Annotated in this window: 24 protein-coding genes and 1 pseudogene; 18 read left to right on the top strand and 7 right to left on the bottom strand. The window is 65.4% G+C overall.

The genetic code is table 11. The features are described 5' to 3' along the window. Genes ACCQ07_RS07960 through ACCQ07_RS07940 form a run of 5 tightly spaced genes read right to left on the bottom strand, consistent with a single transcriptional unit; the run spans position 1 to position 3,219 of the window. Positions 1–237 (bottom strand): SlyX family protein, encoded by a 237-nt coding sequence (locus ACCQ07_RS07960; RefSeq protein WP_008576524.1) that lies wholly within the window; start codon positions 235–237, stop codon positions 1–3. Next, positions 230–1,579 (bottom strand): UDP-glucose dehydrogenase family protein, encoded by a 1,350-nt coding sequence (locus ACCQ07_RS07955; protein WP_014089816.1) that lies wholly within the window; start codon positions 1,577–1,579, stop codon positions 230–232. Before ACCQ07_RS07955 ends, ACCQ07_RS07960 begins: the two co-directional genes overlap by 8 nt. 25 nt (positions 1,580–1,604) lie before the next feature. Beyond that, positions 1,605–2,528 (bottom strand): FKBP-type peptidyl-prolyl cis-trans isomerase, encoded by a 924-nt coding sequence (locus ACCQ07_RS07950; RefSeq protein ID WP_223866234.1) that lies wholly within the window; start codon positions 2,526–2,528, stop codon positions 1,605–1,607. Continuing rightward, positions 2,446–2,631 carry a hypothetical protein gene (locus tag ACCQ07_RS07945; protein ID WP_223866235.1) on the bottom strand — a complete coding sequence of 62 codons (186 nt, stop codon included), beginning with the start codon at positions 2,629–2,631 and terminating at the stop codon, positions 2,446–2,448. Before ACCQ07_RS07945 ends, ACCQ07_RS07950 begins: the two co-directional genes overlap by 83 nt. A 30-nt stretch (positions 2,632–2,661) precedes the next feature. Next, positions 2,662–3,219, bottom strand: a complete 558-nt coding sequence (locus ACCQ07_RS07940; RefSeq protein ID WP_011346979.1) for a glutathione peroxidase — start codon at positions 3,217–3,219, stop codon at positions 2,662–2,664. A gap of 133 nt (positions 3,220–3,352) precedes the next feature. Here ACCQ07_RS07940 and ACCQ07_RS07935 point away from each other — a divergent pair, with 133 nt between their 5' ends. The 7 genes from ACCQ07_RS07935 to ACCQ07_RS07905 all read left to right on the top strand — a co-directional run bounded on the left by ACCQ07_RS07935 (position 3,353) and on the right by ACCQ07_RS07905 (position 8,004). Then, the gene (locus ACCQ07_RS07935) at positions 3,353–3,601 is read left to right on the top strand and encodes a hypothetical protein (protein WP_074038585.1); all 249 of its coding nucleotides are present in this window, start codon (positions 3,353–3,355) and stop codon (positions 3,599–3,601) included. Positions 3,602–3,603: 2 nt separating this feature from the next. Beyond that, the gene (locus ACCQ07_RS07930; protein WP_003483692.1) at positions 3,604–3,966 is read left to right on the top strand and encodes a GntR family transcriptional regulator; all 363 of its coding nucleotides are present in this window, start codon (positions 3,604–3,606) and stop codon (positions 3,964–3,966) included. Continuing rightward, on the top strand, positions 3,963–4,838 hold the full coding sequence (locus ACCQ07_RS07925; RefSeq protein ID WP_005913764.1) for an ABC transporter ATP-binding protein: 876 nt from the start codon (positions 3,963–3,965) through the stop codon (positions 4,836–4,838). The genes ACCQ07_RS07930 and ACCQ07_RS07925 overlap by 4 nt, the downstream gene beginning before the upstream one ends. Continuing rightward, positions 4,835–5,821 carry a hypothetical protein gene (locus ACCQ07_RS07920; RefSeq protein WP_011346978.1) on the top strand — a complete coding sequence of 329 codons (987 nt, stop codon included), beginning with the start codon at positions 4,835–4,837 and terminating at the stop codon, positions 5,819–5,821. Before ACCQ07_RS07925 ends, ACCQ07_RS07920 begins: the two co-directional genes overlap by 4 nt. Before the next feature lie 10 nt (positions 5,822–5,831). Continuing rightward, positions 5,832–6,650 (top strand): DUF4097 family beta strand repeat-containing protein, encoded by an 819-nt coding sequence (locus ACCQ07_RS07915; protein WP_029819110.1) that lies wholly within the window; start codon positions 5,832–5,834, stop codon positions 6,648–6,650. A 28-nt stretch (positions 6,651–6,678) separates the two neighbouring features. Then, positions 6,679–7,215, top strand: coding sequence for a DUF2884 family protein (locus ACCQ07_RS07910; protein ID WP_372363953.1), 537 nt, complete (start codon positions 6,679–6,681; stop codon positions 7,213–7,215). A gap of 366 nt (positions 7,216–7,581) precedes the next feature. Then, the gene (locus ACCQ07_RS07905) at positions 7,582–8,004 is read left to right on the top strand and encodes a hypothetical protein (RefSeq protein ID WP_014089812.1); all 423 of its coding nucleotides are present in this window, start codon (positions 7,582–7,584) and stop codon (positions 8,002–8,004) included. A 129-nt stretch (positions 8,005–8,133) separates the two neighbouring features. Here ACCQ07_RS07905 and ACCQ07_RS07900 read toward each other — a convergent pair whose 3' ends face one another. After that, positions 8,134–9,537 (bottom strand): class II fumarate hydratase, encoded by a 1,404-nt coding sequence (locus ACCQ07_RS07900; RefSeq protein WP_372165687.1) that lies wholly within the window; start codon positions 9,535–9,537, stop codon positions 8,134–8,136. A gap of 283 nt (positions 9,538–9,820) precedes the next feature. Between ACCQ07_RS07900 and ACCQ07_RS07895 the strand changes: the two genes are divergently transcribed. Then, positions 9,821–11,143: a hemolysin family protein gene (locus ACCQ07_RS07895; protein WP_029819108.1), complete on the top strand. Its 1,323-nt coding sequence runs from the start codon at positions 9,821–9,823 to the stop codon at positions 11,141–11,143. 10 nt (positions 11,144–11,153) lie between these two features. Here ACCQ07_RS07895 and ACCQ07_RS07890 read toward each other — a convergent pair whose 3' ends face one another. Next, positions 11,154–12,137 carry a CAP domain-containing protein gene (locus ACCQ07_RS07890; RefSeq protein WP_372165685.1) on the bottom strand — a complete coding sequence of 328 codons (984 nt, stop codon included), beginning with the start codon at positions 12,135–12,137 and terminating at the stop codon, positions 11,154–11,156. A 164-nt stretch (positions 12,138–12,301) separates the two neighbouring features. Here ACCQ07_RS07890 and purB point away from each other — a divergent pair, with 164 nt between their 5' ends. The 10 genes and pseudogenes from purB to ACCQ07_RS07840 all read left to right on the top strand — a co-directional run bounded on the left by purB (position 12,302) and on the right by ACCQ07_RS07840 (position 26,341). Continuing rightward, a complete protein-coding gene (purB, locus tag ACCQ07_RS07885; RefSeq protein WP_127165897.1) occupies positions 12,302–13,669 on the top strand; it encodes an adenylosuccinate lyase in 1,368 nt (455 codons plus the stop codon). Positions 13,670–13,912: 243 nt separating this feature from the next. Then, positions 13,913–14,413 (top strand): DUF3060 domain-containing protein, encoded by a 501-nt coding sequence (locus tag ACCQ07_RS07880; protein ID WP_372363950.1) that lies wholly within the window; start codon positions 13,913–13,915, stop codon positions 14,411–14,413. 245 nt (positions 14,414–14,658) lie between these two features. Further along, positions 14,659–16,152: a ribosomal protein uL16 3-hydroxylase gene (locus ACCQ07_RS07875; protein WP_031421961.1), complete on the top strand. Its 1,494-nt coding sequence runs from the start codon at positions 14,659–14,661 to the stop codon at positions 16,150–16,152. Then, positions 16,149–17,079 (top strand): annotated as a pseudogene (locus ACCQ07_RS07870) (GNAT family N-acetyltransferase). Before ACCQ07_RS07875 ends, ACCQ07_RS07870 begins: the two are co-directional and overlap by 4 nt. A 180-nt stretch (positions 17,080–17,259) precedes the next feature. After that, complete coding sequence (locus ACCQ07_RS07865; protein WP_503255685.1) at positions 17,260–20,088, top strand: 2-oxoglutarate dehydrogenase E1 component; 2,829 nt, start codon at positions 17,260–17,262, stop codon at positions 20,086–20,088. A 42-nt stretch (positions 20,089–20,130) separates the two neighbouring features. Further along, a complete protein-coding gene (gene sucB / locus ACCQ07_RS07860; protein ID WP_372363947.1) occupies positions 20,131–21,345 on the top strand; it encodes a dihydrolipoyllysine-residue succinyltransferase in 1,215 nt (404 codons plus the stop codon). A 111-nt stretch (positions 21,346–21,456) separates the two neighbouring features. Beyond that, positions 21,457–22,899: a dihydrolipoyl dehydrogenase gene (lpdA, locus tag ACCQ07_RS07855; protein ID WP_014089806.1), complete on the top strand. Its 1,443-nt coding sequence runs from the start codon at positions 21,457–21,459 to the stop codon at positions 22,897–22,899. A gap of 213 nt (positions 22,900–23,112) precedes the next feature. Beyond that, positions 23,113–23,706, top strand: coding sequence for an LOG family protein (locus ACCQ07_RS07850; protein WP_029819100.1), 594 nt, complete (start codon positions 23,113–23,115; stop codon positions 23,704–23,706). Positions 23,707–23,972: 266 nt separating this feature from the next. Next, positions 23,973–24,575: an IMPACT family protein gene (locus ACCQ07_RS07845; RefSeq protein ID WP_008572004.1), complete on the top strand. Its 603-nt coding sequence runs from the start codon at positions 23,973–23,975 to the stop codon at positions 24,573–24,575. Continuing rightward, positions 24,572–26,341, top strand: coding sequence for an ABC transporter transmembrane domain-containing protein (locus tag ACCQ07_RS07840; RefSeq protein ID WP_122273088.1), 1,770 nt, complete (start codon positions 24,572–24,574; stop codon positions 26,339–26,341). The genes ACCQ07_RS07845 and ACCQ07_RS07840 overlap by 4 nt, the downstream gene beginning before the upstream one ends. Positions 26,342–26,491 lie beyond the last annotated feature (150 nt).

The following is a 26,491-nucleotide window of genomic DNA, read 5'->3' as shown; positions in this document are numbered from 1 at the left end:
TCAATAGTGCGGAGGCGGCGGTTCGTCCGCTGCATCGGCAAACAATGTGGAGCGCACCTTGCCCAGATCCTCGAGCAGGTGGCGGATCAGTTCGGCGTTGCGTGCACCCGTCAAACGGGCGTCTGCAAGTGCTTCACTCAGTTCGTTGAGCGCCTGCTCCTGAAAGGACAGGCGCGTTTCCAATTCGATCAACCGCGCTTCCAGCGCGCGGTCGTGCAGCGGGAGTTGCTCATGCATATAACGAACGGCCTCGTCCAATGGCGTAGTACGCCAGACCTGCGGCTTCGATCTCCTGCGGGTCGTAAAGGTTGCGGCCGTCGAAGACGACATCGTCCTTCAAGGCCTGCTTGATCTTGCCGAAGTCCGGGCTGCGGAACTGCTTCCACTCGGTGACCACGACCAGTGCGTCGGCACCTTCCAGTGCAGAAAAGGCATCGTCGCAATACGCCAGATCATCGCGCTCGCCGAAGATGCGCCTGGCTTCGCGAGTGGCTTCAGGATCGTAGGCGCGCACGGTGGCACCGGCTTCCCACAACTGTTCCATCAGGCGACGGCTGGACGCAGCACGCATGTCGTCGGTATTGGGCTTGAACGCCAGACCCCACACCGCGAAGGTCTTGCCGGCCAGATTACCGGCGCCCTCGGCACAGTAATGCCGCTGCACCAATTCGAACAGATGGCCCTTTTGCGCGTTGTTGACGCTTTCCACTGCCTCGAGCAGGGTCGGCCGCATGCCGTACTGCTCGGCCGTCTTGGCCAATGCCTGCACGTCCTTCGGGAAGCACGAGCCGCCGTAGCCGGCGCCGGGATAGATGAAGTGCCAGCCAATACGCGGATCCGAGCCGATACCGTTACGCACCTGTTCGACGTCCGCACCGACACGCTCGGCAATATTGGCGATCTCGTTCATGAAACTGATCTTGGTCGCCAGCATCGCGTTGGCCGCGTACTTGGTCAGCTCGGCCGACCGCACGTCCATTTCCACGATGCGATCGCGATTGCGGTTGAACGGTGCGTACAAACGCCGCATGCGCGCAATGGCCGCCGGCTTCTTGGCACCAATCACGATGCGGTCCGGGCGCATGCAGTCGGCCACCGCGTCGCCTTCCTTGAGGAATTCGGGGTTGGAGACGACATCGAACTCATGGTCCACGCCGCGTGCGTCCAGCTCTTCCTGGATCGCCACGCGCACGATGTCGGCCGTGCCGACCGGCACCGTGGACTTGTTGACCACGATCGCCGGGCCGTCGATATGCCGGCCCACCGTGCGCGCGACTGCCAGCACGTATTGCAGGTCGGCGCTCCCGTCCTGGTCAGCCGGCGTGCCGACGGCAATGAAGGTGATCTCGCCATGCGCGATGGCTGCAGCCGCATCACTGGTGAAGCGCAACCGGCCGGCGGCATGGTTGGCCTTCACCATCGGCTCCAGGCCGGGCTCATAGATCGGAATCAACCCGCGATTGAGGGCATCAAGCTTGGCTTGATCGATGTCCACGCAGACGACCTGGTGCCCCACTTCGGCCAGGCAGGCACCGGTCACAAGACCCACGTAGCCGGTGCCGAAGATCGCAACGCGCATGGAATGGAATGCCTGCCACGGAAGATCAGGGAAGGATACCCATCAGCTCGACATCGAACGTCAACGTTGCGTCAGGTCCGATCGGCCCGCCTTGCGTGCCGTTCGGGCCATAGGCCAGGTTGGATGGAATCCAGAAACGGTATTTCGAGCCGACCGGCATCAACGCGACGCCCTCGGTCCAACCGGGGATGACTTGATCCAGACCGAACTCCGCCGGCTGGCCGCGCTGGTAGGAACTGTCGAAGACCTGCCCGTTGAGCAGCTTGCCTTCGTAGTTCACACGCACCTTGCTGGTCCGCATCGGGCGCTCGCCGCTGCCCTGGCGCAACACCATGTACTGCAGGCCGGACGCGGTGGTGATCACGCCCTTCTCGGTCTTGTTCTTGGCAAGGAACTCATTGCCTTGCTTGCGATTGTTGGCAGCGGCGGCACCCTGCTTGGCAGAGGCGAATGCCTGCATGGTGGCTGCGGCTTCCTGCTGGGTCAGACGCGTGGTGCCCTTGGCGAACACGGTACGCACTGCTTCCATCAGGATCGACAGATCGATCTCGTCCTTGATGCCGGCCAGCGACGGACCAACCGCACGATCGCCGAGCATCAGGCCGACATTTTCCTTGGACGGTGCGGCCGGCGCGGCGCCCGGCGCCATGCCTGGCACCTGCTGGCCATTGCGGGCAGCGAGCGCGGTACGCAATGCGGTGTCGGTGGCCTGGGTCTGCTCATCCGACAACAGCGGCTTGCCGCCCTTGAATGCATTTTCGATGGCGCGTTGCATCGCGTTCACATCGATGTCCTGAGCAATCGGCTCGAACGAACGTGCCACGTCCATACCGATGGCGTAGCTCACGTCCTCGCGCGTGCTCTTGTCAGACGATGCATTCAAAGCTGGCTTCTCCTTGGTGGCCGCTGCGGCCGGTTGCTGCGACATCGCCGGCATCGATGCCGACATTGCCACCATCAGTAACGACGCCGCCGCGCCGCGCTTTCCCATCTTCATTCGATGCACTTCCCAAAAGTGAAAAGACACGCCACCGATGGCGCTGAATGCGCATTGTCGCATGCGCGCGCGGCGATGCGAGCGCTCAGTGCGCCGGTGCCTTGAGCTCGCGTTCGATTGCTGCCAGCACGCTCGGATCGTCCGGTTTGATCTTGCTGGGGAACTGCGCAACCACCCGGCCATCGCGACTGATCAGATACTTGTGGAAGTTCCAGCCCGGCGCCACGCCAGTGGCCTGGGTCAGGCGCTGATACAGCGGCGTTGCCTGCGCACCCAGCACATGGACTTTTTCGAACATCGGGAACTTCACCCCATAGGTCAGCGTGCAGAATTCCTGGATCTGCTTCTCCGATCCCGGTTCCTGTCCCTGGAAATCGTTGGATGGAAAACCCAGCACCGTGAAGCCGCGGCTGCCGAAGCGCTGGTTGAGCGCTTCCAGCCCTTCGTACTGTGGGGTGAAGCCGCACTTGCTGGCGGTGTTGACCACCATGACGACCTTGCCGCCGTAGGTACGGTTCAGGTTGATTGGCGTCTTGCCGGCCAGCGGTCGGTATTCCACATCCAGTACCGGAGTGCCGGCAGCGAACGCGGATGTTGCAAAAAAGCCAGTCAATACAAGAGCTAGCAGACGATTGAGCAACATGAGCAATGCCCTTCGAAAGTTGAGGCGGCGCACCGATAAGGGGTGCCATCAGTTGGGGATGACAAACAGTTGACTGCCTGCGTGTCGGTGTTATAGTTGAATACAACACCAGTCACCCAACGCAGGGGAAAGCATGAACAGCACACGCTTGACGCGACCAGTTCCGCTGTTGCTGTTCGGCAGCACCCTGTTTGCCATTGGTTGCCTGGGAGCCGCTTCCAGTCAGGTGACGGAGTCCGACGCCGATTATGGCGTGTCGGAGGCGGTTACGGAAAACGCGACAACTCCCCCCGAAGCGCGTTCCCGGCCTGGCCGGCATGTGCGCGCCTCGCTGTCGATGCCCTATTTCTCCTTCGCGCAGGCCCTGCGCCCACGGAGCTGATCATGAACGACATTCAGTGGAGCGACGGCGCTCCCATCTACCGCCAACTCAAGGAACGGGTGATTGCCATGATGCTCGATGGAATTCTCAAGCCCGGCGATGCCCTGCCCTCGGTGCGCCAGGTGGCGGCCGATTACCAACTCAACCCCATCACCGTCTCGCGCGCCTACCAGGAACTGGCCGACGAGAACCTGGTGGAGAAACGCCGCGGCCTGGGCATGTTCATGACCCCGGAGGCCGCACAGAAGCTGCGTGGCAGCGAACGCGAGCGTTTCTTGAATGAAGAATGGCCCGCCGTGCTGGAAAGGATCCAGCGCCTGGGACTGTCCATCGACGATCTGTTGCCACAGGGAAAAACACCATGACCGCCGTCTCCTCCGACCATGTGGTCGACGCACGTGGCCTGCGCAAGGCCTACAAGCATCGGCTCGCGCTGGACAACACCAGCTTCACCATTGCCGCCGGCCGCATTATTGGACTGATCGGCCCCAACGGCGCCGGCAAGACCACTGCGCTCAAGGCGGTGCTGGGGCTGACCGATTTCGCCGGCGAGTTGCAGGTATTGGGCATGGATCCGCGCACCCAGCGCAATGCGCTGATGAACGAGGTCTGCTTCATTGCCGACGTGGCGGTGCTGCCGCGCTGGCTGCGGGTCGGCGAAGCGATCGACTTTGTCGCCGGCGTGCATCCGCGTTTTGATCGCGCCAAGTGCGAGCGCTTCCTGGCCAATACCCAGCTCAACCGCAAATCGCGGGTGCGCGAGTTGTCCAAGGGCATGATCGTGCAGCTGCATCTGGCGCTGGTGATGGCCATCGACGCACGCATCCTGGTGCTGGACGAACCGACCCTGGGCCTGGACATCCTCTACCGCAAGCAGTTCTACCAGCGCCTGCTGGAGGATTACTTCGACGAGCAGAAGACCATCATCGTCACCACCCACCAGGTCGAAGAGATCGAACACATCCTCACCGATGTGATGTTCATCCGCGACGGCCGCATCGTGCTCACCGCCGACATGGAAAGCGTCTCCGAGCGCTACACCGAAGTCCTGGTCGGTGCCGACCAGCTGGATGCAGCGCGCGCCCTGAAACCGATCGACGAGCGCGGCCTGCCGTTCGGCAAGACCGTGATGTTGTTCGATGGCGCGCCGAAAGAGCAGCTCGCCCGTTTTGGCGAAACCCGCAATCCCGGCCTAGCCGACCTGTTCGTTGCGGTCATGAAGGGGACCTACGCATGAATGCAGTGACCAACCAAGCATCACCCGCACGCACCTTCGCCTGGCTGCTCAAACGCGAATATTGGGAGCACCGTGGCGGCTTCGTGTGGGCGCAGTTCATCACCGGCGGCATCGCGGTGTTCTTCGCGCTGCTAGGCGCGGTGATCGGTGCGATCAGCGCCCGCCGCAACATGGTCGGCGACAGCATCACCATGGACGATCTGGCCGAATACACGCGCACACTGGGCCAGGTCGGCGACGGCCTGCTGCTGGGCGGTATCGGCATCGCCTCGGTGGTGCTGGCATTCGTGGTGTTTTTCTACGCACTCGGCAGCCTGTACGACGATCGCCGCGACCGCAGCGTGCTGTTCTGGAAATCGTTGCCGGTGTCGGACGTGCAGACCGTGTTGTCCAAGGCTGCCTGGGCGTTGCTGCTGGCGCCGCTGATCTCCATCGCGATCGGTGCGGCGGTCGGCATGGCGCTGTGGCTGATCGCCATCGTTGGCGCCCTGATTGCCGGCGTGCCCAGCCCCTGGGCGCTGGCGACCCATTCGCACCCGTTCTCGCTGCTGTGGCTGTTGCTCAAGACCGTGCCGATGAGCCTGCTATGGGCGCTGCCGACCGTGGGCTGGCTGATGTTCTGCTCGGCCTGGGCCAACAGCAAGCCGTTCCTGTGGGCGGTGCTGTTTCCGCTGCTGGCCTGCGTGATGCTGAGCATTCTCTCGGCGATGCCGGGCGTGTCGCTGCCGATCGGCTGGATCTGGTACATCGTCGGCTACCGTGGCCTGCTCAGCGCCCTGCCCGGCACCTGGTCGCCACTTGCCGTCAGCGGGAACCTGGACAGCAGCACCCTGCAAAGCCCCAGCGACCTGGTGCAATGGGCCCTGCAGCACACCGACAGCACGCGCGTCTATGGCAGCGCGGATATCTGGATTGGCGCAGCCGTCGGTATCGCCTTGATCGCCGCTTCCATCTACCTGCGCCGTCGGCGCTCCGAAGCCTGAGGGACCTCCCATGCGCCTGACCCTGAGCCTGGCCATCCTGCTCGCATTGCCCGGTGTTGCAGCGGCAGAGGAGCAGTGCAAGTTCTCCGAACCACGTAGCCTGGACCTGCAACTGACCGGCGTGAAGTCGGTCCTGTTCGAGGTCGCTTCCAACGACCTGCATCTGGACGCCTCGCCCGGCGGCGGCGGGAAACTGGGCGGGCGCGCCTGTGCTGCCAGGGCCGAATTGCTCAAGAGCCTGACCGTGACCCAGAAGCGCGTCGGCGACAAGCTGGTGGTGAGCTTGAACGATGACCGCCGGTTTTCCTTCGGCAACAGCTATTCCTACCTGGACCTGCGCGGCAGCGTGCCCAACACGATGCTGGTGCAATTTGACGTGGGTTCCGGCGATGCGCAGATCAACGGGGCCGCCGCAGTGAGCGCCGACGTGGGTTCGGGCGACATGACCATTCGTCACACCAAGGGCCGCGTGACCGCCAAGGTGGGTTCCGGCGATGTCGAGCTGGAAGATCTGGGCGCGCTGCGCGTGCTGGCAGTGGGCTCGGGCGACCTCAAGGCGCGTGAGGTGCACGGTGCGGCAGAGGTGGCGAAAGTGCAGTCCGGCGAGATCAAGCTGCACGGCGTCGCAGGCAACATCAAGATCGGCACGATCGGCTCGGGCGATGTCGATATCCGCGATGTGCAAGGCAATGTCAACGTGGAGTCGGTCGCTTCCGGCGCGTTGAATGTCCGCAAGGTGCGTGGCGATCTGAGCGTGGCGCACAAGGGCAGCGGCGATATCGATGTGAGCGAGGTCTCCGGCAGCACCCGGGTACCGACAGACAAATGACGACGACTTCTTTCAGGATGTGGGGGAAATGCTGATGAAATTGCTTGTTTCGGCGGTAGTGATGAGCGTATTGCTGGCGGGTTGCGGCAAGTCCGAACCCACCGTCAACGTCTCCGGCCAGGCCAATGGTGCCGGCGTGACCTTTACCGGCAAGAGCCTGACGCTCAAGCGCGACGGCTTGCCGGCCGCCACCATCGGTGTCGATGGCGCGCTCAGCATCGACGGCAAGCCGGTGGACTTGAATGAGGCGCAACGCCAGGCGATGCGCAGTTACTGCGCGCAAGTGCAAGGCGTGGCCAAGAAGGGCATCGACATCGGCACCCAGGGCGCGGCGTTCGGCGCACATGCCGCAGGCGAAGCGATCAAGGGCGTGCTCAGCGGCAACTCAGATCAGATCGGCGACAAGATCGAGGCCGAGGCAGACACCTTCAAGCACAAGGCCCTGCAGATCTGCGATCAGCTGGCCACGCTGCGCACCGCACAGGATGCAGCCGCGCACCTGGTGCCGGCCTTTGCGCCGTACTCGACCCTGACGCAGCACGACATCGACGATTGCCGCAAGTAGATGGCCCGACAGACCGACGACGCGCACCGCCGGGCGGGCGTCGTCGGTGCGCGGCGCGGCATGTGCCGATCGTCCACTGCGACGCCGGTGCGCCACACGCCTGGTTGACGACCGTTCGCAGGCAGGTGGCAGCGCCTCCATCCGCAACGCTCAGCAACTGCGTATCGCACCGCCTGCGCAGCTGTCCGCATGGCGCGTGCCATCGCTGATCGGCCGGCCGGAACGCGCTTGGAACCGGCGATGCGTGCACGGTAACCAAACGCATCGACGCCCTGCGACATTTTGGCAGGCACCGGACGGCCGCTTTGCCGATCCGCAGACCGGAGCGGGATTACACTAATGTGCTTCCCTGACTCCATCGACCCCATGAACAAGTTCGTGATGCTCTGCATGGCGCTTCTGCTGTGCACGCTTGCTGCCTGCGGCGACCAGTCGTCTCGCCGCGCCGAACGCGGCAAGCCGCGCGTTGCGGTCACCACGCAGTCGGTGATGATCCGCCGCCCGCCGGCTGCCAATGCCGAAATCACCCCCGACGGCACGCTCAAGATCGACGACATCGCGCTGCCGCAGAAAGAAGCCACACGCGCCAAGCTGCAGTTGCTGTTCGGCCACCTGCAGATGTTGCGTCAGCAGGCGGTGAACGAGGCCGGCCCGGATCCGGAATACAAGTCGATCAAGCTGACCGCCACGCCGCAGATCCAGACGCTCAGTGGGGAATTGCTGGATGAAATCCCGTCGCTGCAGCCGTATCGCGAGAGTTTTAGTAACCTGCAAGCCGAGCGGCATTGACGCCCAGCGCACGTCAGCCAAGCGGCCAGAAGCAGCAAGAGACCCGCAGGAACGCGCTTGCGCGCGATGAGCAGTGACCGATCACGCCTCATCGCGCACAGGTGCGCTCCTCCATATGCACTGCGGTGATCAGCCGCCGCCACCGCCGCCGGCCTGGATACCGCCGCGCGTCAAGGCTGCCGGGTCGAGCAATCGCCGCAGTTCCGCTTCGCCGAGCCCGCTGTCTTCCTTGGCCACATCCAGTACCGGCCGCTGCTCCTTGTAGGCACGCTTGGCGATGGCCGCGGCTTTTTCGTAGCCGATGATCGGATTCAGTGCCGTCACCAGAATGGGGTTGCGGTCCAGCGCCTCGCGCACGCGCTCCTGACGCACCTTCAGCCCGGCAATGGCCGTGTCGGCCAACAGACGCGAAACATTGCCCAGCAAGTTGATCGAATCCAGCAGGTTGTAGGCGATCAGCGGCAAGGTCACGTTCAACTGGAAGTTGCCGGTTTGCCCGGCGATGGTGATGGCAGTGTGGTGGCCGATCACCTGCGCGCACGCCATCACGGTGGCTTCGGGAATCACCGGATTGACCTTGCCCGGCATGATCGAGCTGCCAGGCTGCAGCGCCGGCAGTTCGATTTCGCCCAGTCCCGCCAGCGGACCGGCATTCATCCAGCGCAAGTCGTTTGCGATCTTGATCAGCGCCACCGCCAGCGCGTTGAGCTGACCGGACAGCTCCACCGCATCGTCCTGGGCGGCGAGGCCTTCGAACTTGTTTTCCGCGCTCTCGAACCTGGCTCCGCTCAGGCTGGACAAGGCCTTGGCCACCTTGCCACCGAAGCGCGGGTCGGCATTGATGCCGGTCCCGATCGCCGTACCGCCCAGCGGCAAGCGGCGCAAGCGTTTGAGCGCGTCGTCGATACGCTCCTGCGCCGAATTCAGCTGCGCCGACCACGCGCCGAACTCCTGCCCAAAGGTGAGCGGCATCGCATCCATCAAATGCGTGCGACCGGTCTTGACGATCTTGTCCAGCGATTTGGCGCGCTTGTCGATGGTCTTGCGCAGATGCTTAAGCGCCGGTTGCAGATGTTCCTGCACAGCCAGCAATGCCGACACGCGAATGGCGGTGGGCACCACATCGTTGGAACTCTGGCCGAGATTGACGTGGTCGTTGGGATGCACCGCATCCTTGCCGGCACGCGTGGCCAAGGTGGCAATCACCTCATTGGCATTCATGTTGGACGAGGTGCCCGAACCGGTCTGGTACACATCGATGGGAAACTGCGCATCGAAGCGACCCTCGGCCACTTGCAACGCGGCGGCCTGCACGGTCTTGCCGATCGACTTGGGCAACAATCCAAGCTCGGCGTTGACGCCGGCTGCCGCGGCCTTGATCAAACCCAGCGCGCGAATGAAGCCACGCGGCATCGGCTGCCCGGACACCGGGAAATTCTGCACCGCGCGCTGGGTCTGCGCGCCCCACAACGCATCGGCGGGCACCTGCAGTTCGCCCATGCTGTCGTGTTCGGTCCTGAAACGTTCGCTCATCTGCACTCTCCGCACATTGCTGACTTGTGGTGATCGATGGCTGGCGGCGGGCGTACCCACGCTGGCGAGGCCGTCTACGATACTCGCTCGCCGCGTTGCGACGATGTCGTCGCACGCTGTCGGCTAGACTGCCTGTTGATCATGACGAGATGCCAAGCCGCCATGGGCGACGAGCCTGACTGTAGAAACGCAAACGCCACATCTGTTGCCGGGATACCCCGCACCTCCACCGCACATGCGCTAGCACGCAGATGTACCGCTCCTGCAGCGCATGGAGGCGGACATGCTAGGTAACGTCTTGCTCCTGTTGGTCGCGCTGTTGCTGGTGCTGTTGAATGGGTTCTTTGTCGCCGCCGAATTCGCGCTGGTCAAGCTGCGGCACACGCAAGCGGTGGGCCTGGCGCAAACCAACGGCTGGCGTGGGCGCTTGCTGCTCGGGGTGCACGCCCATCTGGATGCGTATCTGTCGGCCTGCCAGCTCGGGATCACCCTGGCCTCGCTCGGATTGGGCTGGGTCGGCGAGCCGGCGTTCGCACATCTGCTGCAACCGCTGTTCGATACGCTGGGCCTGTCGCCGGAAGCGGCACAATTCACCGCGCTGGCAATCGCCTTCAGCCTGATTTCGTTCCTGCACATCGTGCTGGGCGAACTGGCGCCCAAGACCATGGCGATCCGCCGCCCGGAACGCATGTCGTTGTGGACCGCCGCGCCGCTGTACGTTTTCTACTGGCTGATGTACCCGGCCATCTGGGTACTCAATACCAGCGCCAACCGCTTTCTGCGCCTGCTCGGGTGGGGCGAAGTGGAACACCACTCGCATCGTTATTCACGCGAGGAATTGATGCTGATCGTCGGCCGCCAGGACCCGAACGCCGCAGCGCCCGACCAGGGGCTGGCCTTGATGAGCCACGCGTTGGAATTGCCGGATCTGGTCGCCGGCGACCTGATGCGTCCGCGCGAGCACCTGCGCAGCCTGCGCGAAGGCATGACCCTGGAAGCGGTGCTGGCCGAATTCAGTGAGTCGCGCTACAGCCGCTACCCCTGGTTCGATGCCGATGGCGAGCAAGTGCTGGGCATCCTGCACACCAAGGATCTGCTGGTGGCGATGGCACGCGGCCAGAACCTGGACGATCTGCGCCCGCTGCTGCGCCCTCCCACCGTGCTGACCCTGGAAACGCCGATTCCCAACGCGCTGGAGCAATTCCGCGCCGGCACCACCCATCTGGCGCTGTGCGTGGAAGAAGAAGGCCGCATCCTGGGCTTTTTCACCCTGGAAGACCTGCTGGAAGTGGTGGTCGGCGACATCGAGGACGAGCACCGCCATGTGGTGCGCGATGCCCCGATCCGTGGCCAGGACGGCTCGCTGCTGGTCGCCGGCAGCACCTCGATCTTCCGCCTGGAACGCCTGCTCGGTCAGGATCTGAGCGCGCCGGACCACGTCAATTCGGTCGGCGGGCTGATCCTGTATCAGCTGCAGCGCCTGCCCGAGGAAGGCGAAACGCTGGAACTGGATGGCCACTTGCTGACCGTACGGCGCATGGCAGGCCACCGCATCCAGGCGGTCACGGTGCGCCCGGTGGGCGAAGCCGTCGATGCGGCCAGCTGATGTCGTCGATTCATTCGGTGGACGCGCGAGGCGATTGGCCGATGCGAAACCAATAACGGTAATCGCGCGACTGTCCACCGAACCGCACCCCGCGGATGGTCACGTCGTAGATCACACCCGGCTGCAAGCGCGGCACCCGGAATTGCAGGCTGTTGGGCACCCCGAAACCTTCGTGGTCCTCGCTCAGGTTGCGCACCTGCAGCTGGCGTCCATCGCGCTCACGGATCTCCACCTGCGCATCGGCGTAGTCGACATCGCGATTGGCGAACTTGCGCTTGCGGTCCGGCAAGGCGGTGAACGACAACAACGCGTCGTCGGCGTAGTACCGGCCCGGGTACTCGCCGATCGGCCAGGCGACGAAATCCTCGCGCGTTCGCGCGGCGACGCCGACCGTCGGAACCAAGCGCAGCGCGGCACCGCTACTGAACGCAGCGCCATTGCGGCCGGCCACCATGCCGAAGGCGACGCGTTGCAGAAACGGATCCAGCAGCCAGCGCCGGTGCCCCAGTCCACCGGCGCTGACGTTGTTGGCGTCGGTCAGCCACTCGATCACGATCTCATCGGCGCTGGAAAAACGCAGCAGCGGCGAGCTGACCCCGCCATAGATCAGGCTGCGGCGCGCGCCCTTGGCCGCGCTGTCGGAATAGCAGCGCCAGTCCGGCGTCGGCGTATGGCTGAGGCGGCCGTTGGCGGCAATCACCAAGGCCGCCTGGGTGGCCTCGGGCTCGGCCGCCGGGTCGTCGTCGACCGCGTCGAGACCGTGCAGCCGACGGATGTCGTTGATCAGCGCCAGCACGCGTTGTCGCTGCGCCGGCTGCAACTCGCCGGCCCGGCAGCCGGCGATCGCTGGCGGGGTGCGATACAGCGCCGCCGCCTGCGCGGCGAAATCGGCATCCTGCGCGGTGGCGGGCAGCGCGGCGGGCAAGATCGCGAAGGCGAGACGAGCGAAGATCGGGCGCATGGCAGGCCGGAACAGCGCGGGGAGCTCTACCATAAAGTGCAGCTCGCGCCATGTCGGGCGTCTCTGCCGCGCTGATAGCCCGCCATTCAGCCCACGCTGGCGTGGGCCTGGCAACCCACTTTCCAGCGCAGCGGGCCTGCCCGCGGCCCTGGCGGCGTAGAATGCTGGCCCCACTGTCACCGCTGCCTCCCTTGCCCATGTCGGATTCCGCCCTGCTCGCCCTGTCCCCGCTCGACGGCCGCTACGCTTCCAAGGTGGATGCGCTGCGCCCGATCTTCTCCGAATACGGCCTGATCAAGGCGCGGGTCAAGGTCGAAATCGAATGGCTGCTGGCACTGGCCGCCGAGCCGGGCATCGCCGAACTGGCGCCGTTCTCGCCGGCTGCCGCGCAGCGCCTGCGCGCCCTGGCCGACGATTTCAGCGTGGCGCATGCCGCGCGGGTCAAGGAGATCGAGCGCACCACCAACCATGACGTCAAGGCGGTGGAGTACTTCATCAAGGAGCAGCTCAAAGACGACGCCGAGCTGGGGCCGGCGCTGGAATTCGTGCACTTTGCCTGCACCAGCGAAGACATCAACAACCTCAGCTACGGGCTGATGCTGGAGCAGGCCCGCCGCGAGGTGCTGCTGCCCAGCCTGGACGGCATTACCGCCGCGTTGCGCACCCTCGCCCACGCCCAGGCCGCCCAGCCGATGCTCTCGCGCACCCACGGCCAGACCGCCTCGCCCACCACGCTGGGCAAGGAAATCGCCAATGTGGTCGCGCGCCTGGAGCGCCAGCGCAAGCAGATCGCCGCGGTCGAACTGACCGGCAAGATCAACGGCGCGGTCGGCAACTACAACGCGCACCTGGTGTCGTACCCGGACCTGGACTGGGCAGCGTTCGCACAGCGTTTCGTGGAAAGCCTGGGGCTGGTGTTCAATCCCTACACCACCCAGATCGAGCCGCACGACAATGTGGCCGAAATCGGCGATGCCAGCCGCCGCGCCAACACCATCCTGATCGACCTGGCGCGCGACATCTGGGGCTATATCTCGCTGGGCTACTTCAAGCAGAAGCTGAAAGAGGGCGAAGTCGGCTCCTCGACCATGCCGCACAAGGTCAACCCCATCGACTTCGAAAATGCCGAAGGCAATTTCGGCATCGCCAACGCGCTGTTCGAGCATTTTTCCGCCAAGTTGCCGATCAGCCGCTGGCAGCGCGACCTCACCGACTCCACCGTGCTGCGTGCGCTCGGCACCGCGTTCGGCCACACCCAGGTCGCGCTGGACTCGCTGGCCAAGGGCCTGGGCAAACTCACCGTCAACCCCGAGCGTCTGGATGCCGACCTGGATGCGGCCTGGGAAGTGCTGGCCGAAGCCGTACAGACGGTCATGCGCCGCCACGGCCTGCCGAACCCCTACGAACAACTCAAGGCGCTGACCCGCGGCCAGGGCATCACCGCCGCCTCGATGCAGGCCTTCGTGGAAAGCCTGCAACTGCCGGAAGACGACAAGCAACGCCTGCGCGCGCTCACCCCGGGCGCCTATACCGGCCTGGCCGAGCAGCTGGCGCGCGCGATCTGAGCTGACCGAACCGCACGCGGTGCAGGACTTGCGAAGCGGGCCACGTCATCGGACCTCATCGGCGAATCTGCATCGGCATCACCACATGCCGATGCAGCACGATCAAGGCCAGTGATGACGAGGCCAAGACGCCCGGGGCGGGACGCGTCGCCCCCCGCACGCGGACGGGCGGCCGGCGAGGGCCTGCACATGGTGACCGAACCGGACTGCTATCGTGCCGGCCTCACTTTCAGGAGATCGGCGATGCGCGTCACTCATACGGCACTGACCCTGTTGACGCTGGGAAGCGTCCTCGCACTGAGCGGATGCGGCGGCGATGGCCCCGCCGCGCAGGCCCCGTCGGCGGTATCTAACACGCTGACCGATCCGGCCAGCGGCGCAGACTGTGCCGGCAAGGATGTCCGGCTGACCCGCAATGACAGCGAATGGATCCTGCACGGCGAGTGCGGCACGGTCACCATCACCGCCTCGCGTGGCGCGATGAATCTGGACACCGCGCGCAGCATTCGCCTGGAGGGAAGCAACTTCACGGTGCTCAACCAGCAACTTGGCCAGCTCAGTGTGAGCGGTCACGACAACACGCTCAATCTCACCGATGTCGATCGCGTGGATATCCAGGGCAACAAGAATCTTGTGCTCGCGCGCGCCGTGAAACGGGTACGGTTTTCGGGCAACGACAACACCGTCAACCCGTCCAGCAAGCCCGTACTGGACGACCGTGGCAGCGGCAACAAGGTGATGTGATGCGCGCTGGTGCGCTATCGGCGCACGCGGCGATCGGCGTGCGCCGATAGCGCCACCATGCCGCTCGCAAGGCCATCGACATCAAGAAGCGATCGGAAATGCCGACCAGCCCTGCAGCGGCGAACGCGAGCCGGCAGGCTGCGCGCCGCACAGGTGGACATCCGGCTCGGGCAGTCGACAATAGGCCATTGGCGCCGGCCGATGCCGCGCACCACACTCTCTTCTACATCGTGTAAGGACCCCACATGGCCGTACGTAAAGCGACCCCACTTGCCATCGAAGTCCAGGCCCGTCCGGGACAGCCGCTTGGTATGCCGGTCGAGCGTTTCCTGCGCAATTACTGGCACAAGCATCCGCTGTTGATCCGCAATGCGTTCGCGGATTTCGCCTCGCCGCTACAGCCGGAAGACCTGGCCGGGCTGGCCTGCGAAGACGGCGTGCTGGCGCGCCTGATCAGCCACGACCGCGCCACCGACGGCTGGGACGTGCGCACCGGCCCGTTCCAGGAAACCGATTTCCCCGGCCTGCCCGACCACGACTGGACCTTGCTGGTGCAGGACGTGGACAAATGGGACGCCGACGTGCGTGCCCTGCTGGAGCACTTCCGCTTCCTGCCGCGCTGGCGCATCGACGACATCATGATCAGCTTCGCCGCCACCGGTGGTTCGGTGGGCGCGCACGTCGACCATTACGACGTGTTCCTGCTGCAGGGCCAGGGCCACCGCCGCTGGCAGATCGATGCGCGCACCGTCCAGGGCCGCAAGGCCACGCCGCTGGCGTTCCGCGACGATGTCGAGCTCAAGCTGCTGCGCGAGTTCAAGCCCACCCACGATTGGGTGCTGGGCCCGGGCGACATGCTCTACCTGCCGCCGCTGATCCCGCACCACGGCGTGGCCGAAGACGCCTGCCTGACCTTTTCCATCGGCACCCGCGCACCGTCCTCAGCCGAGCTGATCGGCGATTACCTGGACACCTTGATTGCCGATGCCGACGAGGCCGTGCGCTATCACGACGAAGACCTCAAGGTGCCGGCCGACCCCTACGAGATCGACGTCACCGCGATGAACCGCGTGGTCGCTGCGCTCAATGCGCTGCGCATGAACGACCCCGACCGTCTGGGCGACTGGTTCGGCCGCTTCATGACCACCTACCGCGCCTCCGGCGACGTGGTGCCGGCGCCCGAGCCGATCCCGCGCGAAGCGGTCGAGCAGGCGCTGGAAGAAGGCGTGCTGCTGCACCGCCACCCGTGGTCGCGACTGGCCTGGCGGCGCGCCAAGCGCGGTGCCACGCTGTTCTGCAGCGGCCTGGAGTTTGCGCTGTCGGCCAAGGATGCGTCCCGGCTGGCGGCAGCCGAAGAGATCGACGGCACCTTGTACGCGCAGTTGTCCCCGCGTGGCCGCGAGGTGGTGCTGGAGTTGCTGGCACAGGGCCACTACCAGCGCGCCCACGAAGATGCCGAGGACGACATCGCAGACGACGACCACGCGCATGCCCTGAGCGTGTCGGCCGACCACGACGACCAAGACGCCGACGACGACACGCCGGAGGCGGACGAGGACATCGATGCCGACGCCGATGTCGAACAGGTTGCCGACGCTGCCGACACCCCGGCAGAGGCGCTGGAGGCCGATGTCGAACCCGGCGACGCCGCCGAAGCCGGAGCCGAGCAGGACGTCGACAGCGCGATCGCCGACGAGACCGATTCCGACGACAGCGACGACGCCACCAAGCCTGCATGAGCGCGCACGCCAGACCGCAGATCGTCACGCTGGACCCGGCCACCGACGCCGCGGCGCTGCGTGCGCTGCGGCCGTCCTGTGCCACCGACACCGCGGGCGACACCAGCGGTGTCGAGTGGGATGCACTGGACCCACTCAGCCTGCATCTGGCAGCGCGCACCGACGACGGCCAGTTGATCGCCTCGGTGCGGCTCACCGCCGACCGCCGTCTCGACCGGCTCGGCGTTCTGCCCGACTGGCGCCGCCGTGGCGTGGCGGACCAACTGCTCGCTGCCGCGGTCGACGCGGCACGGCAGCACGGCTGGCCCGGCCTGCACGCATGTCCCACCCCAGCTGCGGAAGCGGTCTTCGCGCGCCTGGGCTTTCTGCCCGACGCGCCCCCCCCTTTCACCCGAGCGCATCGGCCAGGCCCGCGATGCGCCCGGCACCGTCGTGCACCGTCGCCTCGACGGCCCGATGGCAGTGGACACCTTCACTGCAGCCCTGGCCGCCACCACCGGGCTGCTGTGCGCCGCGCGCCGCCAGGTGCTCATCTACACCCGCGCCCTGGACCCGCCCCTGTTCGACAACGCGGCGGTGCTGGATGCGCTGCGCCGTTTCGCCACCGCCCGCCACGACAAGCGCGTACATGTCCTGGTGCAGGACACCGCCAGCGCCGCGGCCAGCAGCAGCGCGATGCTGCGCCTGGCACAGCGCCTGCCCAGCGTGTTCCGGTTCCGCGCGGTCAGCGATCCGGTCGATGCAAGTTTTGCATCGGCCTATGTCGTCGGCGACGACGCCTACTACTTTCGTCCAACAGGTCATCGCTTCGATGATGGCGAAACCTGGCTGTCGGGCGCAGCGCGCAGCCGCCAGTTGGAGCGCGAATTCGCGCAGATATGGGAGCGCAGCGCGCTCTGGAACGAGCCGCGCGCGCTCGGCATCTGACGCCGCAGCGCCCCTCGCACGTAGGCGCGCGCGCAATTGGTCTACCCCGCCGGTCAGCTTGCAGACGCCCCCTCACTAGCGCAAGGGGGTATAATTTTTCGAGATTTGAGACCGACCGATGGGGCATCTCGCCCTGCCGCTTCCGCACAATCATCCCCACAGCAGACCCGACTTACCATCGTGGATAATCTCCTAAAGCAGTTCGCGCAGTCATCGCAGCTCGCCGGCGGCAACGCCGCCTATATCGAGGATCTGTACGAGCAGTACCTCGTCACCCCGGACAGTGTCGATCCGAAGTGGAAGAGCTACTTCGATGGTTTCGAAGGTCGCGGTGCCGGTGACGTCCCGCATTCGGCGGCCATCGCCCACATCCTCACCGCTTCCAAGCAGGCTGCCAACGCCGGCACCGGCGCAGGCGCCAGTGACGAGCGCGAGCGCAATGTCGGCCGTCTAATCACCGCCTACCGCGCCCGTGGCCACCTCGGCGCACAGCTCGACCCGCTGGGCCTGGTCCCGCCGGTCAACCCGCCCGACCTGGACCTGCCGTTCCACAGCCTGTCCCAGGCCGATCTGGACAGCGAATTCAGCACCGGCGGCGTCGGTGGCCAGCCGCGGATGAAGCTCAAGGATCTGCTGACGCGCCTGAAGGCGACGTACGCCAGCAGCATCGGCGCCGAGTTCATGCACATCCAGGAGTTCGACCAGCGCCAGTGGATCTACAAGCGCCTGGAAGACGCCGGCGGCAAGATTGCCGGCGATGCGGCCAGCCGCAAGCGCACCCTGGAGCGGCTCACCGCTGCCGAAGGCCTGGAGCGCTACCTGCACACCAAGTACGTCGGTCAGAAGCGTTTCTCGCTGGAAGGCGGCGATTCGCTGATCCCGATGATGGACGAGATCATTCGCCAGTCCGGCAACGATCAGGTCAAGGACATCGTGATCGGCATGGCCCACCGCGGCCGCCTCAACGTGCTGGTCAATACGCTGGGCAAGAATCCGCGCAAGCTGTTCGACGAATTCGAAGGCAAGTTCGAGCATGCCCATGACGACCGCGCGCACACCGGCGACGTCAAGTACCACATGGGCTTCTCGGCCGACATTGCCGTTGGCACGGACAAGCAGGTGCACCTGGCGCTGGCCTTCAACCCCTCGCACCTGGAAATCGTCGACCCGGTCGTGGTCGGCAGCGTGCGTTCGCGCCAGGAGCGTTTCGGCGATGCCGAGCGCAAGAGCGTGTTGCCGATCCTGATCCACGGCGATGCCGCATTCGCCGGCCAGGGCGTGGTGATGGAGCTGTTCCAGATGTCGCAGGCGCGCGGTTTCGCGGTCGGCGGCACCGTGCACATCGTGGTCAACAACCAGATCGGCTTCACCACCAGCACCCGCGACGACGCCCGTTCCACGCTGTACTGCACCGACGTGGCCAAGATGATCGGCGCGCCGGTCTTCCACGTGAACGGCGACGACCCGGACGCGGTGATGTTCGTGTCCAAGCTGGCCTACGAGTTCCGCCAGCAGTTCAAGAAGGACGTGGTCATCGATCTGGTGTGCTACCGCCGTTGGGGCCATAACGAAGCCGACGAACCGGCAGCGACCCAGCCGGTGATGTACCAGACCATCCGCAAGCACAAGACCACCCGCGAGCTGTATGCCGCCAAGCTGGAAAGCGAAGGCGTGCTGAGCGCCGACGAGGCCAAGGCACTGGTGGACGGCTACCGCAACAAGCTGGATTCGGGCGAATACACCACCGAACTGGCCAAGCGCAAGCCGGACGAATTCGCCATCGATTGGTCCAAGTACCTGGTCGGAACCGCTGCCGATCCGGTGGACACGCGCGTCAAGCGCGACCAGCTGGACCGTCTGGCCAAGCTGATCACCACCATCCCGGAAGGCGTCGAACTGCACGCCCGCGTGGCGAAGATCTACGAAGATCGCGTCAAGATGGCTGCCGGCGATCAGCCCGGCGACTGGGGCTTTGCCGAAAACCTGGCCTACGCCACGCTGCTGGCCGAAGGCCACAAGCTGCGTCTGGTTGGCCAGGACGCCGGCCGCGGCACGTTCTTCCACCGTCACGCGATCCTGCATGACCAGAAGACCGACGACTACTATCTGCCGCTGCGCCAGCTGGTGCAGAACCCGGAAGACGCCACCGTCATCGACTCGTTGCTGAGCGAAGAAGCGGTGATGGGCTTCGAATACGGCTACTCCACCACCGACCCGAATGCACTGTGCATCTGGGAAGCGCAGTTCGGCGACTTCGCCAACGGCGCGCAGGTGGTGATCGACCAGTTCATCGCCGCCGGCGAAGCCAAGTGGGGCCGCATCGCGGGCCTCTCGCTGTTCCTGCCGCACGGCTACGAAGGCCAGGGCCCGGAACACAGCTCCGCACGTCTGGAGCGCTTCCTGCAGCTGTGCGCGCTGGAGAACATGCTGGTCTGCGTGCCGACCACGCCGGCGCAGTGCTTCCACATGATCCGCCGCCAGATGCGCATGACCACCCGAAAGCCGCTGGTGGTGATGACGCCCAAGTCGTTGCTGCGCCACAAGCTAGCGGTGTCGAGCCTGGAAGAACTGGCCGACGGTCAGTTCCAGCATCTGATCCCGGACGCCAAGGCCGACGCGGCCAAGGTCAAGCGCGTGGTGCTGTGCTCGGGCAAGGTCTATTACGACCTGCTCGAAGACCAGACCAAGCGCGGCCAGGACGACGTTGCCATCGTGCGCATCGAACAGCTGTATCCGTTCCCGCGCGCGCAGCTGGCGGCCGAGCTCAAGGGCTACGGCAACGCCACCGATGTGGTGTGGTGCCAGGAAGAGCCGCAGAACCAGGGTGCGTGGTATCAGATCCGCCACCACCTCAACTTCTGCCTGGCCGGCGGTCAGAGCCTGCATTACGCCGGCCGTGCCCGTTCGCCCTCGCCTGCCGCCGGCCACATGGCCGACCACATCATCGAGCAGCAGAAGCTGGTCGCCGATGCACTGCTCAACCCGTTCAACGACCAAGTCGCTGAATAACTCCTCTTCCCCAAAGAACGAAAACCCTAGGACGCTCCCCGAATGGCCACCGAAGTCAAAGTTCCGGTACTGCCCGAATCCGTTTCCGACGCCACCATCGCCAGCTGGCACAAGAAGGCCGGCGAAGCGGTCAAGCGCGACGAGAATCTGGTCGACCTGGAAACCGACAAGGTCGTGTTGGAAGTTCCTTCGCCGGTCGACGGCGTACTGAAGGAAATCAAGTTCGACACCGGCAGCACGGTCACCAGCAACCAGATTCTGGCGATCATCGAAGAAGGCGCCGTGGCTGCCGCTGCACCGGCTGAAGCCAAGAAGGCCGATGCACCGGCGCCTGCCGCTGCTGCGCCGGCCGCCGCTCCGGCACCGGCTGCCGCCGCCGCGCCTGCTGCTGCGTCCAAGTCGGCTGCCGATGCGCTGCCGCCGGGTGCGCGTTTCTCCGCAATCACCCAGGGCGTGGACCCGTCGCAGGTCGAAGGCACCGGCCGTCGTGGCGCGGTCACCAAGGAAGACATCGTCAACTTCGCCAAGGCCGGCGGCGTCGGCAAGGCCTCGGGCGCCCGTCCGGAAGAGCGCGTGCCGATGACCCGCGTGCGCAAGACCATTGCCAAGCGCCTGATGGAGTCCAAGAACTCCACCGCGATGCTGACCACCTTCAACGAGGTCAACCTCGCCAAGGTGTCGGCCGCACGCAAGGAACTGCAGGACGAGTTCCAGAAGGCACACGGCATCAAGCTCGGTTTCATGAGCTTCTTCGTCAAGGCCGCCGCCAACGCGCTGCAGCGCTTCCCGCTGGTCAACGCCTCGATCGACGGCGACGACATCATCTATCACGGCTACAGCGACATCTCGATCGCGGTGTCGACCGACAAGGGCCTGGTCACGCCGGTGCTGCGTAACGTCGAGCGCCAGTCGTTCGCCGATGTCGAGCAAGGCATTGCCGACTACGCCGCCAAGGCGCGCGCCGGCAAGCTGGGCCTGGACGACCTGCAGGGCGGCACCTTCACCATCACCAACGGCGGCACCTTCGGCTCGCTGCTGTCCACGCCGATCATCAACCCGCCGCAGAGCGCCATCCTGGGCATGCACGCGATCAAGGAACGTCCGATCGCCGAGAACGGCCAGGTCGTGATCGCCCCGATGATGTACCTGGCGCTGTCCTATGACCACCGCATCATCGACGGCAGGGATTCGGTGCAGTTCCTGGTCGACATCAAGAATCAGCTGGAAAACCCGGGCCGGATGTTGTTCGGTCTGTGATGAAAGCCGGGATTGGTGATTCGGGATTCGGGATGGCGAAAGCATCCCGGTCTCGAGCATCCTGCGTTTTGCGAATCCCCAATCCCCAATTCCTAATCTCGTGAGCGAAGAATGAGCGAACAAGAACAATTCGACGTCGTCGTCATCGGTGCCGGTCCGGCCGGTTATCACGCCGCTATCCGTGCGGCGCAGCTGGGCATGAAGGTCGCCTGCATCGACGCGGCATTGGGCAAGGACGGCAAGCCGGCGCTGGGCGGCACCTGCCTGCGCGTGGGCTGCATTCCGTCCAAGGCGCTGCTGGATTCCTCGCGCCAGTTCTGGAACATGGGTCACCTGTTCGGCGACCACGGCATCAGCTTCAACGACGCCAAGATGGACGTGCCCACCATGATCGGCCGCAAGGACAAGATCGTGAAGCAGTTCACCGGCGGCATCGCGATGCTGTTCAAGGCCAACAAGATCACCCCGTACTACGGCTTCGGCCAGTTGCAGCCGGGCAACATCGTCAAGGTGACCCAGCACGAAGGCGGCGAGATCGAACTCAAGGGCACCAACGTGATCCTGGCGGCCGGTTCGGAATCGATCGAACTGCCGTTCGCCAAGTTCGACGGCGACACCATCGTCGACAACGTCGGCGGCCTGGATTTCACCGCCGTTCCCAAGCGTCTGGCGGTCATCGGCGCCGGCGTGATCGGTCTGGAGCTGGGCAGCGTGTGGAAGCGCCTGGGCGCCGAGGTCACCATCCTCGAGGCGCTGCCGGACTTCCTGGCGCTGGCCGATGCCGAGGTGGCCAAGACCGCGCTGAAGGAATTCAAGAAGCAGGGTCTGGACATCAAGCTGGGCGCCAAGGTCAGCAAGACGGAGATCACCGGCAGTGGCGATGCCAAGCAGGTGGTGCTCAGCTACACCGACGCGGCCGGCGAGCAGACCCTGACCGTGGACAAGCTGCTGGTGGCCGTGGGCCGCAAGGCCGCCACCAAGAACCTGCTGGCCGAAGGCACGGGCGTCAAGGTCACCGACCGCGGCCAGATCGAGGTCGATGGGCATTGCCACACCGGCGTGGATGGCGTGTGGGCGATCGGTGACTGCGTGCGCGGCCCGATGCTGGCGCACAAGGGCTTCGAGGAAGGCATCGCGGTCGCCGAGCTGATTGCTGGCCTGCCGGGTCACGTCAACTTCGACACCATTCCGTGGGTCATCTACACCGAGCCGGAAATTGCCTGGGTCGGCAAGACCGAGCAGCAGCTGAAGGCCGAGGGCGTCGCCTACAAGGCCGGTAGCTTCCCGTTCGCGGCGATCGGCCGTGCGGTGGCCATGGGCGAGCCGGCCGGCTTCGTCAAGGTGATCGCCGATGCCGAAACAGACCGCGTGCTGGGCATGCACCTGGTGGGCGTGGGCGTGTCCGAGCTGGTGCACGAAGGCGTGCTGACCATGGAATTCAACGGCTCGGCCGACGACCTGGCGCGCATCTGCCACGCGCATCCGACGCTGTCCGAAGCGATCCACGATGCTGCCATGGCGGTGAGCAAGCGCGCGATTCATAAGGCTAACTGAGGCCGGGATTTGGGATTCGGGAGTTGGGATTCGCAACTGCGGTTCCCGCCTCTGACTATTCCCAGCCATGACATAACGCCGGGTAGATTCCGGCGTTAAGTTTTTCAGGCCCAGTCAGAACAGTCGTGCAACGTGCATTCCACGGCTTTCCAGATGACATCGACGCGGCGCGCCCCCGCTTTTACGAATCCCTACTCCCCAATCCCGAATCCCATGAAAAGCATCTGCGTCTACTGCGGCTCCAATGCCGGCAACAAACCCGCCTATGCCGAGCGCGCCATTGCGTTGGGCGATCGCATCGCCAAGCAGGGCTTGCGCCTGGTGTATGGCGGCGGCAACGTTGGCTTGATGGGCACCGTGGCCAATGCGGTGCTGGCGGCCGGCGGTGAAGTGACCGGGGTGATTCCGCAGCAGCTGGCCGATTGGGAAGTGGCGCACCGTGGGTTGACCACGCTGGAAATCGTCGGTTCCATGCATGAGCGCAAGATGCGCATGTTCGAGCTGTCGGATGCGTTCGTGGCCCTGCCCGGCGGCTTCGGTACCATGGAAGAGATCTTCGAAATGCTGACCTGGCGCCAGCTCGGCATCGGCAACAAGCCGTGCGCGTTTCTGGACATCGAAGGGTTTTACGCACCGCTGATTGGCATGATCGACCGCATGGTCGAAGAGCGCTTCCTTCACCCGGACCAACGCGCCGACCTGTGGTACGGCGCCGACATCGAGCAGATGCTCGAATGGATGCAGCATTACACCCCGGCGCAGGCGTCGAAGTGGATCGACGAGAAGCGTCGTTCCACCCTTGTGTAATCGAAGGCAGCCAAGACAAACGGCGTCTCACTGCGCGTCGGCTGGATTGCAGAGCGCGGCTCCCTGGTCGCCCGGCACACGATGACAGGCGTACGTAGCCGCTGCCGCGGCGTCGGCACGCACGATGCCACTGCCGGCGCGTCGCCCGCCGTCACTGCCACACTGCGCAGGTGCTGCAGCACGACGGCACGCGCACGGCGCCGTGTTGCCAGCTTGCAACGGCAGTCACGATGGCTGCAGCGATCGGTAGCACCGCCTCGCATAGAATGGCGGCGATGCTCGATACCCTCGCCGCTGATGCGCACCACAGTCTGGACATCAAGCACAGTCGCTTTGTGGCCCACGCTGCCGCATTGGATGCTCCCGCGCATGCGTTGGAGGTCGTGCAGCGCGTGGCAGTGCCGGACGCGACGCACAACTGCTGGGCCTATCGGTTCGGGCAGGACTACCGCTCCAGCGACGACGGCGAGCCAAGCGGCACCGCCGGCCGGCCGATCCTGGCCGCCATCGATGGCCAGGGCTTCGATCGGGTGGTGGTCGTGGTCACGCGCTGGTATGGCGGCATCAAGCTCGGTGCTGGCGGGCTGGTGCGCGCCTACGGCGGTACCGCGGCCGAGTGCCTGCGGCTGGCAACGCGACAGCCATTGATCGCGTTGTCGCTGGTGCAGGTGCAATGCCGGTTCGACGATCTGGGCCTGGTGCACGCAGCACTGGCGGCCTTCCATGCCGACAAACTGGACGAACGCTTCGATGCCGAAGGTGCAGCGTTGCGCGTGCAACTGCCTGCAGATCAGCTCGCCGGCTTGAAAACCCGCCTGTGCGACGCCACTCGCAATCGTGTCCATCTCTCAACCCCGGAAGCCGCATGACCGAGCCAGCCGCTGCACGTCCCAACCCGTTGCGGAAGCTGGGCAGCCTGCGCACCTTGTGGCCATTCGTCCAACGTCAGCGCGGCCTGTTCGCCGCCTGGCTGGTCGCGCTGTCGATTTCCGCTGCCGCCACACTGAGCCTGCCCGCAGCGGTCAAGCGCATGATCGACCAGGGCTTCTCCGGCGACTCGCAGATCAACCAGGCGTTCTCGCTGCTGTTCGCAGTTTCGGTCGTGCTGGCGTTGGCAACTGCGGCGCGCTTCTATTTCGTCGCCCTGCTGGGCGAAAAAGTGGTCGCCGACCTGCGCGGCCGGCTGTACGCGCACCTGATCGGACTGGACGCCGGGTTCCATGACCGCAGCCGCAGCGGCGAACTGGTGTCGCGCCTGTCGGCCGACAGCGAATTGCTGCGGGGGCTGATCGGCACCACCATGTCGGTGGCCTTGCGTAGTTCGGTCACGGTGATCGGCAGCATGGTCATGCTGTTCGTCACCAGCCCGCGGCTGGCCGGCTTCACCTTGATCGGCATCCCGCTGGCGGTGCTGCCGATCGTGCTGGGCGCACGCCGCCTGCAGAAGATTTCGCGCGCAAGCCAGGACCGCGTGGCCGACGCCAATACGCTGGCGGCCGAAACCCTGGGCGCGGTGCGCACCGTGCAGGCGCACGCGCGCGAGCGTTACGAAAGCCAACGTTTCAGCACTGCGCTGTTTGCCGCCATCGATACCGCCAAGCTGCGCATCCGCACCCAGGCCACCGTGACCGCGGTGGCGATCATGCTGATCTTCGGTGCGATCGTCGCGGTGTTGTGGCTTGGCGCGCACGATGTGATCGCTGGCCGCATGACGCCGGGCACGCTCGGCCAATTCGTGTTGTACGCGCTGATCGGCGGCGGGTCGGTCGGGGCGCTGGCCGAGGTCTGGAACGAGTTGCAGCGTGCCGCCGGCGGCATGGGCCGGGTGAGCGAATTGCTCGACGAACAACCGGCGATCGTGGCGCCGGCCACGCCGCAGGCCTTGCCGCAGCCGCTGCGCGGCGCGATCCATTTCGACCGGGTGGTCTTCCATTACCCGCAACGCCCGGACGCGCCGGCGCTGGATGGGTTCGACCTGCATGTCAGCCCCGGCGAAACCGTGGCGCTGGTGGGCCCGTCCGGAGCGGGCAAGAGCACGGTGCTGTCGATGCTGCTGCGTTTCCACGACCCGGTCAGCGGCAAGGTGCGCATCGACGACATCGACCTGCGCGACGTCGACCCGGTCCTGCTGCGCGAACACATCGCGCTGGTACCGCAGCAACCCACATTGTTTGCCGCCAGCGCCGCCGACAACATCCGCTACGGGCGCCTGCAGGCCAGCGACGCCGAGGTGGAAGCGGCGGCCGCCGCCGCCGAAGCCGATGGCTTCATCCGCGCCCTGCCCCAGGGCTACGCCAGCGAACTGGGCGAGCGCGGCACGCGCCTGTCCGGCGGCCAGCAGCAACGCGTGGCCATTGCGCGCGCGCTGCTCAAGGATGCGCCGATCCTGCTGCTGGACGAAGCCACCAGCGCGCTCGATGCGCAAAGCGAGCGCGCCGTGCAGCAGGCGCTGGAGCGGCTGATGGAAGGCCGCACCACGCTGGTGATCGCGCACCGCCTGGCCACCGTGCTCAAGGCCGACCGCATCGTGGTGATGGATGCCGGGCGCATCGTCGCGCAGGGTACGCATGCGCAGTTGATCGCCGAAGGTGGGCTGTATGCGGAGCTGGCGCGGCTGCAGTTCATCGACCAATGAGCGCCGCCAGGCGCCGTCGTTCCAGCGATGGCACCTGGCGCAACCAGCGAAACGACTGCGCCCACCGCGATGCGGGCGCGGCCGGTGCTCGGAATCGGCATGCGCCACTCGTACACTGCGGTTACCGCGGCTCGTCCGCACTCGCCGGAC

Source organism: Xanthomonas sp. NCPPB 3583, assembly GCF_041475715.2.
In the GTDB taxonomy this organism is placed as follows: domain Bacteria; phylum Pseudomonadota; class Gammaproteobacteria; order Xanthomonadales; family Xanthomonadaceae; genus Xanthomonas; species Xanthomonas euvesicatoria.
This window is presented reverse-complemented; position numbering and strand designations above follow the sequence as displayed.